At 69.0% G+C, this 12,160-nt stretch carries 14 protein-coding genes; 6 read left to right on the forward strand and 8 right to left on the reverse strand.

Annotated features, from left to right (window positions below):
* Positions 1 to 226: 226 nt before the first annotated feature.
* Positions 227 to 370 (reverse strand): helix-turn-helix domain-containing protein, encoded by a 144-nt coding sequence (locus ABWV53_RS03885; RefSeq protein WP_353363303.1) that lies wholly within the window; start codon positions 368 to 370, stop codon positions 227 to 229.
* Between ABWV53_RS03885 and ABWV53_RS03890 the strand changes: the two genes are divergently transcribed.
* Positions 312 to 608: a hypothetical protein gene (locus ABWV53_RS03890; RefSeq protein WP_353363309.1), complete on the forward strand. Its 297-nt coding sequence runs from the start codon at positions 312 to 314 to the stop codon at positions 606 to 608. The two genes, ABWV53_RS03885 and ABWV53_RS03890, sit on opposite strands and share 59 nt — an antisense overlap.
* Positions 609 to 691: 83 nt before the next feature.
* On the opposite strand, the gene ABWV53_RS03895 is transcribed toward ABWV53_RS03890, so the two are convergent.
* The 6 genes from ABWV53_RS03895 to msrA all read right to left on the reverse strand — a co-directional run bounded on the left by ABWV53_RS03895 (position 692) and on the right by msrA (position 4,720).
* Complete coding sequence (locus ABWV53_RS03895; protein ID WP_353363158.1) at positions 692 to 1,270, reverse strand: hypothetical protein; 579 nt, start codon at positions 1,268 to 1,270, stop codon at positions 692 to 694.
* Positions 1,271 to 1,343: 73 nt separating this feature from the next.
* Positions 1,344 to 1,595 (reverse strand): hypothetical protein, encoded by a 252-nt coding sequence (locus ABWV53_RS03900; protein ID WP_353363160.1) that lies wholly within the window; start codon positions 1,593 to 1,595, stop codon positions 1,344 to 1,346.
* Between the two features lie 56 nt (positions 1,596 to 1,651).
* The gene (locus ABWV53_RS03905; protein WP_353363162.1) at positions 1,652 to 2,890 is read right to left on the reverse strand and encodes an FtsX-like permease family protein; all 1,239 of its coding nucleotides are present in this window, start codon (positions 2,888 to 2,890) and stop codon (positions 1,652 to 1,654) included.
* On the reverse strand, positions 2,887 to 3,612 hold the full coding sequence (locus ABWV53_RS03910; RefSeq protein ID WP_353363164.1) for an ABC transporter ATP-binding protein: 726 nt from the start codon (positions 3,610 to 3,612) through the stop codon (positions 2,887 to 2,889). Before ABWV53_RS03910 ends, ABWV53_RS03905 begins: the two co-directional genes overlap by 4 nt.
* On the reverse strand, positions 3,609 to 4,073 hold the full coding sequence (locus ABWV53_RS03915) for a Fur family transcriptional regulator (protein ID WP_353363166.1): 465 nt from the start codon (positions 4,071 to 4,073) through the stop codon (positions 3,609 to 3,611). Before ABWV53_RS03915 ends, ABWV53_RS03910 begins: the two co-directional genes overlap by 4 nt.
* Before the next feature lie 98 nt (positions 4,074 to 4,171).
* Entirely contained in the window at positions 4,172 to 4,720 is a 549-nt protein-coding gene (gene msrA, locus ABWV53_RS03920; protein WP_353363168.1) for a peptide-methionine (S)-S-oxide reductase MsrA, read from the reverse strand.
* Between the two features lie 112 nt (positions 4,721 to 4,832).
* On the opposite strand from msrA, the gene ABWV53_RS03925 reads away from it, so the two are divergent.
* From ABWV53_RS03925 to ABWV53_RS03945, 5 genes are all read left to right on the forward strand, one after another.
* A complete protein-coding gene (locus ABWV53_RS03925; RefSeq protein ID WP_353363170.1) occupies positions 4,833 to 5,537 on the forward strand; it encodes a TetR/AcrR family transcriptional regulator in 705 nt (234 codons plus the stop codon).
* Positions 5,538 to 5,560: 23 nt separating this feature from the next.
* Positions 5,561 to 6,271, forward strand: a complete 711-nt coding sequence (locus ABWV53_RS03930) for a protein-L-isoaspartate O-methyltransferase family protein (protein WP_353363172.1) — start codon at positions 5,561 to 5,563, stop codon at positions 6,269 to 6,271.
* 66 nt (positions 6,272 to 6,337) lie between these two features.
* On the forward strand, positions 6,338 to 6,679 hold the full coding sequence (locus tag ABWV53_RS03935) for a rhodanese-like domain-containing protein (RefSeq protein ID WP_353363174.1): 342 nt from the start codon (positions 6,338 to 6,340) through the stop codon (positions 6,677 to 6,679).
* Between the two features lie 106 nt (positions 6,680 to 6,785).
* A complete protein-coding gene (locus ABWV53_RS03940) occupies positions 6,786 to 8,123 on the forward strand; it encodes a TolC family outer membrane protein (RefSeq protein WP_353363176.1) in 1,338 nt (445 codons plus the stop codon).
* A 70-nt stretch (positions 8,124 to 8,193) separates the two neighbouring features.
* Positions 8,194 to 9,357, forward strand: coding sequence for a DUF4268 domain-containing protein (locus ABWV53_RS03945; RefSeq protein WP_353363178.1), 1,164 nt, complete (start codon positions 8,194 to 8,196; stop codon positions 9,355 to 9,357).
* A gap of 36 nt (positions 9,358 to 9,393) precedes the next feature.
* On the opposite strand, the gene ABWV53_RS03950 is transcribed toward ABWV53_RS03945, so the two are convergent.
* Positions 9,394 to 12,102 (reverse strand): bifunctional acetate--CoA ligase family protein/GNAT family N-acetyltransferase, encoded by a 2,709-nt coding sequence (locus ABWV53_RS03950; protein WP_353363180.1) that lies wholly within the window; start codon positions 12,100 to 12,102, stop codon positions 9,394 to 9,396.
* Positions 12,103 to 12,160 lie beyond the last annotated feature (58 nt).

Genomic DNA, 12,160 nt, shown 5'->3' on the forward strand with positions numbered 1-12,160 from the left:
GCGCGAAGCCGGGCGACTTGGCGGGGATGGCGATGTAGTCGGTCAGCTGCGGCAGGATTCCTTCGTCCCAGCGCTGGCTGAGTTGCGACAGGGCCTGGTCGGGCTGGAAGGCGGAAGACGGGATGCGGGCGTTCATGGGCGGCTCTTCTTTCGTGCGGTGGGCGGGCGGCGCCGGCGGCCCCGGCAACCGGGTGCGAACAACCGCCGCGCCAGACGGACGATTGTGCTACCGACTCTGCCCCGCGTGCTGGCGCAGGGTGTGCGAAGGCGCTTCGCCGAAGAGGGATTTGTAGTCCTGCGAGAAATGGCCCATGTGGAAGAAGCCCCAGCGCGCGGCCGTGTCCTGCACCGTGTCGCCCGGCGCCGCCATGCCCCTGGAACAGCGCGTGGACACCGGCATGGCCGCCCCCCGACGCCCGGTGGTGGGCGTCCGCCTGATGGCCGAGCGCGCCATGCGCCGACGCCTTGGCAGCCGCGGCGGCGGGCGACGCGAGCGGCCCGTGCACGACCTGGTGCATGCGCCCGAGCGCCGGCCCCAGCACCAGGCACAGAGCCAGCCACCAGAGCGCGGCGCGGGCGCTCATCGGCCGGCACGGAGTGCGTTCTAGACTGCGGGGGCGGGTGGCGGCCATGCCGTGGGGGCGATAGTGATCGGTTCAGTGCGAGAAGGTGGGCGGGTGCGGCGTGGCCGTCACTCCACCTGGCGCGCTTCCACCAAGCGGTAGAAGAGGCCGTACTGATCGTCCTGCAGCGTCTGAAAGCGCCCTTCCACGACCACCGGCTCCAGCGAGTAGCGCACCGGCGTGCGGGCCTTCACTTCGATCATGCTTTCCGGGCCGCCCGGGATGCAGAAGGCGCAGGTGAGCGGCACGGAAGTGAGCAAAAAGTGCTTCTGCCCCGGCTTGGTGTCCATCGGCACCATGAAGCCCTGCACGCGCCGGATCGTCATGTGCATGGCCTTCTGCTCGCTGGTGAACACGGGTTCGATCCGGTCACGCAGGGTTTTCTTCGTGAGGTTCGACAGGCTGGACCACGGCACGACGTCGCTGCGCGGCTGCAGCGGCTTGATCGGGCTCTGCGGGCTGTGGTAGCCGGCGCCCTGCCCGGCCGGCAGGCCGCCCGGCCCCATGGGCGACGAAAGCCCGCCGCCGCCGTCGGCCGGCGCTGGCGGTGGCGCTGCGGCGGGCGCGGCTGCCATGGCTGCCGTGCTGAAGACGGCAGCCAGCGCGGCGCAAGCCAGGGCGTGAAAGCGTGGGGGCAGTGAAGACATTGGCGGAAGGTTCTGGAAGCTGGGATGAGGGAAGCGGTCGAGCGGCCCCGCCCGGGGCCGATTGTCTTGCCTTTCAGTGCGCGTGCTTCATGCCGCAGTATTTGCCGATGGCCAGCGTCTTGCAGGCGGCCTGCAGCTCCTTCATGCACAGGTCATGGCCCTTGCCCGATTCGAGGCACTTGGCGGCGGCTTCGTGCGCGGCGGCCATGGCGCGGTGGCGCTGGATGTCGGCCTGGGTTTCCTTGTCGGAATGGCCCTGGGCGTGGGCCAGCGCGGCCATGGCCATCAGCGGCGCGAGAGCGAGGGTGGTCAAGAGTCGTTGCATCGAAAAGGTCCTTCAGGAGGGGGTTGGGAAACCGGGAATGAAAGCAAGCGGGCCGATCAGGCCGGCCGCGCCAGCAGGTCGGCCACGTCGGTACGGTAGGCGCGCACTACGGGCAGCAGCGCCGCCAGGCCGGCGATGCCCAGGGCCAGGGCCGGCACGGCCCATTCCTGCGGCAGCCAGAGGGCGCCGGTGAGCGGCATGGAGCCTTCGGCGCCCAGCCAATGCCCCGCCAGCCCCGCCAGGGCGTGGCCCAGGGCGAGGCCCAGCAAGGTGGCCAGCAGCGCGAGCCACAGGGCCTCGGCCGCGATCACGCCCGCCACCCGCGTGCGCGGCGCCCCCAGCAGGCGCAGCAGCGCCAGATCGGCCTGTCGCTCGCGCACCGCGTTCCAGCAGGCGATGAACACGCTGAGCCCGGCCACGCCGAGCAGCACGCCGCCCAACGCACGCAGCATGTCGGCCCCCACGCCCAGCAGGCGCACCAGCCGAGTGATCTCGACGGCGGGCACGGCGGCCTGCATCGGGGTGCCGGCGTTGATGGCGCGCGGCAGGGTCACGGCGGCGAGCGGGCTGCGCCAGCGCACCAGGGCCAGCGTGATCTCGCGCTCCTCGCGCAGCACGGCCAGGTCGTCGGGGTCGTCGGCCTGCGCGGACTCGTGCACCTGCCAGACCGATTCGGTCGAGGTCAGCATCAGCCGGTCGAGCACGCAGCCGCACGGCGCCAGCACGCCCGAGACGGTGTAGGGATGGTCGCCATGCGCATGGCCGCCACCGCCCAGGCCGTGGCTGCCGACGAAGCGGCGCCCCAGCAGAGAGCCGCCCTCCGCAGCACCGGCTGCCATCGACCGGGCCACGTCAGCGCCCAGCACCGCCTGCAGGGGCGCCTGCCACAGCGCGCCCTGCTCCAGCGCGGCGCCGTAGTGCGCCGGGTATTGCGGCGTGGTGCCGACGATGCGGAAGCCGCCGAAACTGTCGCCCAGGCTGAGCGGGATCGCCTGCGCCACCAGGGGGTTGCGCTGCAGGGCCTGAAAGTCTGCCAGCGCGATGTTGCCCGGCGGCACGTCGATGTGGAACACGCCCGCCAGGATGAGCTGCAGCGGGCTGCCCTTGGCGCCCACCACCATGTCGATGCCCTGCACGTCGCGCTCGAAGCCCCGGTCGACCTGCGTGCCGACCAGCAACACCAGCGTGACCAGGGCCAGGCCCAGCGCCAGCAGCAGCAGGTTCAAGGCCGCCTGCAGCGGGCGCGACCACAGGTAGCGCCACGACAGGAGAGCGATGGATGCTACTGCTTTCATAGCGCGATGCGCCCGTCCTGCAAGCGCTGCGGGCCTGTTTGGCTCAAGGTGGGAAGGGTGCCGGCAGGTCCGGGCTCGGCAGTCAGCCACAGCGCCTGCGCGCCCTCCAGTGCCGACACCCAGGCGGCCGCCCGTGCGTCGTGGGTGGCCACCACCAGGGTGGCGCCGCAGGCGTCGGCGGTCTCGTGCAGCAGCGCCAGCGCGGCGGCGGCGGAGGCGTCGTCCAGGCTGGCCGTGGGCTCGTCGGCCAGCAGCACGCGGGGTGACAGCAGCACCGCGCGCGCCAGGGCCACCCGCTGGGCCTGGCCGCCGGAGAGCGCGTGCGGCCGACGCCCGGCCAGGCCTTCCAGGCCCAGGCGCTGCAATACCGCGTGGATCACCCGATCGTCCCGTGCCAGGCCGGCAGCCAGGTAGGGCAGCGCCAGGTTGCCCGCCACCGTCAGCGCGTCGCTCAGATGCAGCCGCTGCGGCAAAAAGCCGACGGTGCGGGCGCGCCAGGTGTCGAGGCGCGCACCCGCCAGGCCGTCGAGCGTCGTGCCGGCGACCTGCACCGTTCCGGCGGACGGCCGGCGCAGCCCACCCACCAGCGCCAGCCAGGTCGACTTGCCCGAGCCGGACGGGCCTTGCAGCAGCAGGCGCCCGCCCTGCGGCACCTGCACGTCGGGAAATCGCAACGGGGCCGCGCCCGCATGGGCAAATCCGAGCGACCGGGTGACGATCACGCGCCCTCTCCCAGGTCTGGATGGGCGCAGCCGGCGCACCGGCCATGCACAGCGATGTCCACCGCCATGCCTTCATGGCCGGCCGACGCCAGCGCCTGCAGCATCTGCCGCGTGGCGCGCTGCAGGCTCTCGGCACCCTGGGACAGCGGGAAATGCCGGTGGCAGTCATCGCATTCGAAGCGGGGCATGGGCCCCTCGGTGCCGGCGGGCGGGGCCAGCGCATAGCGTGCGACGCGCTGCGCATCCACCTGCCGGCGCAGCACGCCGGCCGTGGCCAGCCGGTCGAGCAGCCGGTACACCGTGACGCGGTTGGCGGGCACGCCGGCCTGGGCCAGGGCTGATTCCACCTGCGTTTCGGAGAGCGCCTCGCCCGCCCGCTCCGCCACCAGCTGCAGCACGGCGCGGGTGGCCCGCGTGGAACGCAGGCCGGGCGGCAAGGCAGGGGCGGCAACGAGGGGCATCGGGTCTGTCATAACGCAAACGGGTTGCATTATGCGGCACGGGCGACCCTGGCTCCTGCCACGGCCACGCCGCCCGTGGCGGGTTCATTCACACCGGGTCAGGCCGCTTCGGCTTTCAGGTGCTGGGTAAACGTCTTGCGGAACTTCTCCACCTTCGGCCCCACCACGAAGGCGCAGTAGCCCTGGCCGGGGTGGTTGAGGAAATAGTCCTGGTGGTAATCCTCCGCAGGCCAATAGCTTTCGAGCGGCTGCACTTCGGTGACCACCGGCGCGCCGAAGGCCCGGCTCTGGTCGAGCTGCGCCACCATCTCGGTCGCCACGCGCTGGTGCTCGGGGTCGGTGGTGTAGATGCCGCTGCGGTACTGCGTGCCCACGTCGTTGCCCTGGCGGTTGAGCGTCGTCGGGTCGTGCGTGGCGAAGAAGATCTCCAGGATCTGCTGCACGCCGATCACCGCCGGGTCGAAGGTGAGCTTGACCACTTCGGCATGGCCGGTGCGGCCGGTGCAGATCTGCTCATAGGTGGGCGACGGCACTTGGCCGTTGGCATAGCCGCTCTCCACGTCGGTCACGCCGCGCACGCGGTCGAACACGGCTTCCGTGCACCAGAAGCAGCCGCCGCCGAGTGTGATGGTTTGCAGGGTGGTCATCGCTTGGGTTCTCCAGTCGGGGATTGGGAAGGTCCCAGGAATTATGGAAGCCCGCCCGCGTTGACGGTGCGGTAGGGGCTTGCTACATTACTAACCAGTCAGTCAGTAATAAATGAGCCCCTCCGCCCCTCCCTCCCCTCAAGCGACCGAAGATGCGCCGCGCCGTGGCCGCCGCAAGGAGGCGCGCCCGGGCGAGCTGCTCGATGCGGCGCTCGACCTGTTCGTGGAGAAGGGCTTCGCCGCCACCAAGGTGGACGAGGTCGCGGCCCGCGCGGGCGTGTCCAAGGGCACGCTGTTTTTGTACTTCCCCAGCAAGGAAGATCTCTTCAAGGCGGTGGTGCGCGAGAACATCGCCGGCCGCTTCGCCGAATGGGACGTCGAGGTCGAGAGCTTTGCCGGCACCACCAGCGAGCTGGTGCGCTGCTGCCTGCACGACTGGTGGGCCCGCATCGGGTCGACCAAGGCTTCGGGCATCACCAAGCTGATGCTGGGCGAGGCGCAGAACTTCCCGGAAATCGCGCTTTTCTACCGCGAGGAAGTGGTCGAGCCCGGCAACCGGCTGATCCGCCGCATCCTGCAGCGGGGCGTGGAGCGCGGCGAATTCCGCGCCGTTGATCTGGACTACGCGGTGTATCTGGTGCTGGCGCCGCTCGTCTTTCTGACGATGTGGAAGCACTCGCTGGGCGCCTGCGTGCCCGACTCGCCCGACCTCTCGCCCGAGCGCTACATCGACACGCAAGCCGATACCTTGCTGCGAGGCCTTTGCGTGCACGCGGATGAAGCCCCCGCCCCGCCTAGAATCGTGGGTTTGTCCTGATCCACGAGCTTCGGAGTAACCCCATGAACATGCCCCTGAACACGTCCGCCAACATCAGCGACCCGATCGCTCAGGCGCGCTACAACATGATCGAGCAGCAGATCCGCCCCTGGAACGTGCTGGACGTGGACGTGCTGGACCTGCTGGCCGTGGTGCGCCGGGAAGAGTTCGTGCCCGTCGCCCACCACGGCATGGCCTTCATGGACACCGAGATTCCGCTCAACAGCTCGGTGGACGAGGCCCGCCGCCTGGGCCAGTTCATGCTGCCTCCCCGGGTCGAGGCGCGCATGCTGCAGGACCTGCAGGTCAAGCCCACCGACCGCGTGCTCGAGATCGGCACCGGCTCGGGCTATATGGCCGCCCTGCTGGCCGCCCGCGCCCAGCACGTCGTCACGCTGGAGATCGCGCCCGCGCTGGTCGAATTTGCCCAGGAGAACCTGCGCAGCGCCGGCGTGGCCAATGTGGAAGTGCGCCAGGCCGACGGTGCCAACGGCCCGCTGCCCGACGGCCCCTTCGACGTGATCGTGCTGAGCGGGTCGGTCGCCGAGGTGCCGGCCAGCCTGCTGGGCCTGCTGCGCGAGGGCGGCCGCCTGGGTGCCATCGTCGGCAAGGCGCCCATGATGCGCGCCACCATCGTGCGCCGCGCCGGCGACCGTTTCGACACCACCACGCCGTGGGACACGGTCGCGCCCCGCCTGCAACACTTTCCCGAGCCGTCGACCTTCACGTTCTGAGGCACCGAGCCGCCGGGCCCCCTTGCGGTCCCGGCCTTCTTCCCCCTTCCTTTTTCACGCCCTTCCATGATCGACCACGTCCGCCCCGCCCAGTTGACCGACTGGTTCGCCGCCGCGCCCGCCAGCGGCCGCCCCCTGGTGCTGGACGTGCGCGAGCCCTGGGAGCTGCAGACGGCGAGCGTCGTGCCCGACGGCTTCGAGCTGGTGGCCATCCCCATGGGCGCGCTGCCCGACCGCCTGGCCGAGCTGGATGCCACGCGGCCCGTGGCGTGCCTCTGCCACCACGGCATGCGCAGCCTGCGGGTGGCGGCATTTCTGGAACACCAGGGCTTCGAGCGCGTCGCCAACATCAGCGGCGGCATCGACGCCTGGACGCAAGAACGCGACGCGAGCGTGCCGCGCTACTGAAAGCGCTCGCTCGCCCCCTGCTGGCGTGTGCCGCGCCCGGTCGCATCGTGCCGGTGCCGGCGTCTGGTTCCCCCGTCCCGGGGTGTGCTGAAAGAGGAAGGCTGACATGTCGAAGTCGTTGTCGCGGATCATCCCCGTCGCATTGGTCGTGGGCGCTGGCTGGGTCGCCGGCCCTGCTGCGCAGGCGCAGAGCCTGTCCGAGCTGGCCGCCGTGGCGCGCAGCTATGACGCGCCCTGGCTGGCGGCCCGCGCCCAGCTCGACGCCGCGGGCAGCGGCGCCGAGCAGGCCCGCGCCGGCCTGCTGCCCAGCGCCGGGCTGTCGGCCGGCGCCAGTTATGCGCGCACCGAGGTAAGCCGCCCGTCGGTGGACCTGAACGCGCCCACCCAGCAGGCCGGGGTCAGCGCGTCGCAGCCGCTCTATCGCCCGGCCAACCGCATCACCTTCGAGCAGGGCCAGCGCGGCATCGAGATCGCCCGCGCCCAGCTCGACGCCGCCAGCCAGGACCTGCTGGTGCGGGTGAGCCAGGCCTACTTCGACGTGCTGGCGGCGCAGGATACGCTCACCTTCGTGCAGGCGCAAAAGGCCGCCGTCACCGAGCAGCGGGCCTTCGCCCAGCGCAACTTCGAGATCGGCACCGCCACGGTTACCGACTCCCGCGAGGCGCAGGCCCGGTTCGACCTCGTCACCGCGCAGGAAATCGCCGCGCAGAACGATCTGCTCGTCAAACGCCTGGCGCTCGACCAGCTGGTCGGCCGGCCCGGCACGGCGCCCCTGCCGCTCGCCCAGCCCGTGCGGCTGCCGGCCCTGGCGCCCGCCGACGTGAACGAGTGGGTGCGCTCGGCCGAAACGCAGCAGCCGCAGGTGCGGCAGGCGGCCATCGCCCTGGACGTGGCACGGCTGGAAACGCGCAAGGCCGAGACCGGCCACCTGCCCACCATCGACCTGCAGGCAGGCTATGCCGTGGCGCGCAACCCCCGCGGCACCATCACGGCACCGCACCTCAACTCGCGCAGCACCAACGCCACCGTCGGCGTGGCCCTGAACCTGCCGCTCTTCGCCGGCTTCGCGGTGCAGAACCGCGTGCGGGAAACGCTGTCGCTGGAGGAGAAAGCCGCCGCCGACCTGGACAACGCCCGCCGCACGGTCGCGCAGAGCGCCCGCGCCGCCTTCTACGGCGTGCAGTCGGGCCAGGGCCAGGTCGCCGCACTGCAGGCCGCCGAAGCGTCGAGCCAGAGCGCGCTGGAGGCCAACCAGCTCGGCTACCAGGTGGGCGTGCGCATCAACATCGACGTGCTGAACGCCCAGAGCCAGCTCTTCCAGACCCGGCGCGACCTGGCGCAGGCGCGCTACGGCGTGCTGATGGGCGGGCTGCGGCTGCGGCAGGCGGCCGGCCTGCTGACCGAGGCTGACTTGGCTCAAATTGATTTACTGAACAAAAAATAGTTTAACGCAGCAGGTTCAATAAACCGGAATTCTGCTTCATGGCCCATGGCTAGATATCCCACACTACCCCATGTTTCGCATCGATCAAACAACCAATCGAATTATCAAACTGAGCGAGGTGAGTTTCTCTGAGCTTCGTTTTACCGAACGGCACCATCTTCAGGAATGGATTGCGAATCAACCGGACGTGCTGGGAGAGGACCTTCTCATCATACAGAAGGAGTTCGACGGTTTTGACGACACGAAAGAGCGGCTGGATTTGCTGGCGTTGGACAAGGCAGGCCGTCTGGTGATTATCGAGAATAAACTGGACGACTCCGGAAAAGATGTCGTATGGCAGGCGCTGAAATACGCTTCCTATTGCTCCACGCTTTCCAAATCCGGTATCTTGAAAATATTCCAGCTGTATTTGGAAAAAAATGCACCAGAGGCTAGCGCAGAAAAGCTGATCTGTGAATTTCTGGGGAAGGAAACTATCGACGACGTAGTGCTCAACATAGGAAATGAGCAGCGGCTCGTCATGGTGGCTGCCAAATTTCGGAAAGAGGTAACGTCTACCGTGCTTTGGCTCATGAAACATCGAATTTCAGTGACATGTTTCCAAGCCACTCCTTTTCGGGAAGGGGACAACGTTTTCCTGACAGTGAAGCAAGTCATTCCGCTGCCTGAAGCGGAAGAGCTCATGATCGGAATTTCTGAAAAAGAAGACGAGGAACAGTCGGCGGAACTGCGCCAGGCCGCCCGCCACCAGATGCGCACTGAATTTTGGCATGCGGCGTTGGCTGCGCTCAAGGAAGCCAATGTGACGCTGTTCGATAAGGTCAGTCCTGGTCGAGACCACTGGCTCAGCGCGGGTTCCGGAGTTTCAGGCATCGGATATTCGTTGATCTTCAATAGGAACGAGATCCGGGTTGAATTTACTATCGATGTGGGAAGCAAAGAGAGCAACAAGCTGCTCTTCGATGAACTCTTTGCCCGAAAGGCGGAAGTCGAGTTGTCCTTCGGCTCCCAATTGAACTGGCGCCGCATGGACGATAAGAAGGTGTCCATCATTCAGACGGACTCCCCCTGCGATGGCCATGACAGGTCGAACTGGCCCGCGATGGCCCAATGGTTGGCGTGCAATATCGCCAAGTTGGAAAAGGCATTCAGCAAGGAAATACCGTCGCTCAGGAATTCCATCAAGCTGCTTCAAGCCCAGCAAAGCGCTGCAGACCCAAGCACTGCCAATTGACTTGACTCCCTTCCGTCTCGATGAGACTGGCCGAGATCAAAGCTGGTGCACCACCAGCTTGAAATCGCGGTCTTCCTCGAATGCCTTCACCTCGAAGCCCAGGCGGCGCATCAGCTTGAGCATGCTGGGGTTGTTCGCCAGCACCAGGCCGTTGATTTCCGCCAGGCCCCGGTCGCGGGCCACGTCCATGATGCTCAGCATGAGCCGCGAGCCGAGACCGCGCCCGTTGAAGTCGTCGGCCACCACCAGCGCGAATTCGCAGCTGGACTGGTCCGGGTTGGTGACGTAGCGCGACACGCCCACCACGCGCTCCGTCTCGGTCACGTCGCCGGCCGCGTCCACGCTGCGTTCGCGCACCACGGCCACCAGCGCCATCTCGCGGTCGTAGTCGATGAGGGTGAAGCGCGCCAGCATGCTGGCGGGCAGTTCGGCCAGTTGCGAGATGAAGCGGAAGTAGCGGCTCTCGGGCGACATCTCGCGCACCAGTTTCTGCAGCATCTGCGCGTCGTCCGGCCGGATCGGGCGCACCAGGAATTCACCCCCGCCGCGCATGGGCCAGAGCTGCTCGTAGCGCGCCGGGTACGGCAGGATCGCCAGGTGGTGGTAGCTGCTGCCGCCGCCGCTGTCAGCCCGGGCGCTCGCCGACTGCGCGGCGGTGGCCAGCACGATGCGCGCGTCCACCGCGACGGCGCCCTCCTCGTCCGCGATGAGCGGGTTGATGTCCATTTCGCGCAGCTGCGGCAGGGCGCACACCATTTCCGACACGCGCAGCAGGACCTGCTCGAGCGCCTCGCGGTGCACCGCGCTCGCGCCGCGCCATTCGCCCAGCGTTTCCGCCACGCGCGAGCGGTCGATGAGCCGGCGCGCCAGGAACTGGTTGAGCGGGGGCAGTTCCATGGCGCGGTCGTCGATCAGCTCGATCATGGTGCCGCCCGCGCCGAAGGTGATGATCGGGCCGAACGGCTCGTCGGTCACCACGCCGATGCAGATCTCGCGCCCGCGCCGGGCGCGCGCCATGTTCTGCACGGTGACGCCGTTGATGCGGGCATTCGGCTGCAGCCGCGCCACGCGCTGCACCATGTCGGTGTAGGCATCGCGGGCGGCGGTGCCGCTGTGGATGCCCAGCGCCACGCCGCCCACGTCCGACTTGTGGGTCACGTCCGGCGAGTCGATCTTGAGCGCCACCGGAAAGCCCAGCTGCGTGGCGATCATCATCGCCTCGTGGCTGCTGCGCGCGAGGATGGTCTTGGTGACAGGGATGTGGAAGGCCGCCAGCAGCGTCTTCGATTCCATCTCGGTCAGCACGTGGCGGCGCTCGGCCAGCACGCTTTCGATGACTAGGCGCGCACCCTCGATGTCGGGCTTGGCCAGCGTGGTGAGCGGCGTCGGGGTCTGCTGCAGCAGTTGCTGGTTCTGGTAGAACGAGGCGATGTTGCCGAAGGCGCCCACCGCCGCCTCGGGCGTGCGGAAGTTAGGAATCTCGGCCTCGCGCAGCACCTCGCGGGCCGGCACAACGGATTCGTCGCCCATCCAGCAGGCCAGCAGCGGCTTGCCCATGCGGGGGCGGGCCTCCGCCAGCACGGTGGCCACGGCGGCGGCATCGGCCCCCACCTTGGGCGAGAAGATCGCCAGCACGCCATCGACCTGGCGGTCGCGCGTGGCGGCTTCGAGCGCGGCGCGGTAGTGCTCGGGGCCGGCCTCTTCCGACAGATCGATCAGGTCGGCGAGCGATGCCAGCGCGGGCAGCTGCGGCGCCAGGGCCGCTACCGTCTCCGGCGCCAGCCGCGCCAGATCCAGCCGGATCTCGTTCACCCAGTCGGCCGCCAACACGCCCGGCCCGCCGCCGTTGGTGATGATGGCCAGGCGCTTGCCCACCGGCCGGTAGCGCGAGGCCAGGCACTTGGCGGCGGAAAAGAGCTCCACGAACGAGCGCACGCGCACGGCACCGGCGCGGCGCAGGGCCGCGTCGAACACGTCGTCGCTGCCCACGATGGTGCCGCTGTGCGTCTGCGCGGCTTCGTTGCCCGCCGGCTTGCGGCCGGCCTTCAGCACCACCACCGGCTTGGCATTGGCCGCCGAGCGCAGCGCGCTCATGAACCGGCGCGCGCTGGAGATGCCCTCCATGTAGACGACGATGCTCTGCGTGCGCGCATCGTTGGCCAGGAAGTCCAGCACCTGGGCGATGTCCACGTCCGTGTTCGGCCCCAGGGACACCACGGTGGAAAAGCCCACGCCGTTCTTGCGGGCCCAGTCGAGGATGGACGCGGTGAGCGAGCCCGACTGGCAGACCAGCGCCAGCGACCCCTCCCGCGCCAGCGGCCCCGCCGCGCTGGCGTTGAGCTGCAGGTGCGGCCGCTGCAGTCCCAGCGAATTGGGGCCGAGCAGGTGCATGCCCTCGCGCCGGGCGATCTGCTTCATGCGGGCGGCCTGGTCGGCGTCCAGCCCGCTCGAGAGTACCAGCGCGGCGCGGCAGCCGATGCGCCCGGCCACCTCCAGCGCGGCCACGGCATCGGCGGGCGGCAGCGCGATCACCGCCAGGTCGGCGCGGGTCTGCGCCAGGTCGGCCAGCGTGCCGCTGGTGTGGATGTCGAGGAACTGCAGCGTGCCGGCGAAGCGTTGCGCCCGCAGGGCCTGGTGCACGGCGCGGCCGCACGGCGTGAGTGTGTCCGCCGCGTCCACCTGCCCGGCCAGCACGGCGATGGAGGTAGGGGCGAACAGCGGTGTCAGGTAGTGTTTTTCGATCATGGACGGTGCGGCCTGCGGCGGCATGGGGAAGCCGGCTGCCGGCCTCCAGCCCGCATTT

The organism is Acidovorax sp. FG27 (genome assembly GCF_040365715.1).
Taxonomy (GTDB): Bacteria; Pseudomonadota; Gammaproteobacteria; order Burkholderiales; family Burkholderiaceae_C; genus Paracidovorax.

Bases quoted from the DNA above. Each gene is read 5' to 3' on its own strand.
- ABWV53_RS03890 (WP_353363309.1), top strand. From the start codon at position 312: ATGTGGAAGAAGCCCCAGCGCGCGGCCGTGTCCTGCACCGTGTCGCCC.
- ABWV53_RS03885 (WP_353363303.1), bottom strand. From the start codon at position 370: ATGGCGGCGCCGGGCGACACGGTGCAGGACACGGCCGCGCGCTGGGGC.
- ABWV53_RS03895 (WP_353363158.1), bottom strand. From the start codon at position 1,270: ATGTCTTCACTGCCCCCACGCTTTCACGCCCTGGCTTGCGCCGCGCTG.
- ABWV53_RS03900 (WP_353363160.1), bottom strand. From the start codon at position 1,595: ATGCAACGACTCTTGACCACCCTCGCTCTCGCGCCGCTGATGGCCATG.
- ABWV53_RS03905 (WP_353363162.1), bottom strand. From the start codon at position 2,890: ATGAAAGCAGTAGCATCCATCGCTCTCCTGTCGTGGCGCTACCTGTGG.
- ABWV53_RS03915 (WP_353363166.1), bottom strand. From the start codon at position 4,073: ATGCCCCTCGTTGCCGCCCCTGCCTTGCCGCCCGGCCTGCGTTCCACG.
- msrA (WP_353363168.1), bottom strand. From the start codon at position 4,720: ATGACCACCCTGCAAACCATCACACTCGGCGGCGGCTGCTTCTGGTGC.
- ABWV53_RS03925 (WP_353363170.1), top strand. From the start codon at position 4,833: ATGAGCCCCTCCGCCCCTCCCTCCCCTCAAGCGACCGAAGATGCGCCG.
- ABWV53_RS03930 (WP_353363172.1), top strand. From the start codon at position 5,561: ATGAACATGCCCCTGAACACGTCCGCCAACATCAGCGACCCGATCGCT.
- ABWV53_RS03935 (WP_353363174.1), top strand. From the start codon at position 6,338: ATGATCGACCACGTCCGCCCCGCCCAGTTGACCGACTGGTTCGCCGCC.
- ABWV53_RS03940 (WP_353363176.1), top strand. From the start codon at position 6,786: ATGTCGAAGTCGTTGTCGCGGATCATCCCCGTCGCATTGGTCGTGGGC.
- ABWV53_RS03945 (WP_353363178.1), top strand. From the start codon at position 8,194: ATGTTTCGCATCGATCAAACAACCAATCGAATTATCAAACTGAGCGAG.
- ABWV53_RS03950 (WP_353363180.1), bottom strand. From the start codon at position 12,102: ATGATCGAAAAACACTACCTGACACCGCTGTTCGCCCCTACCTCCATC.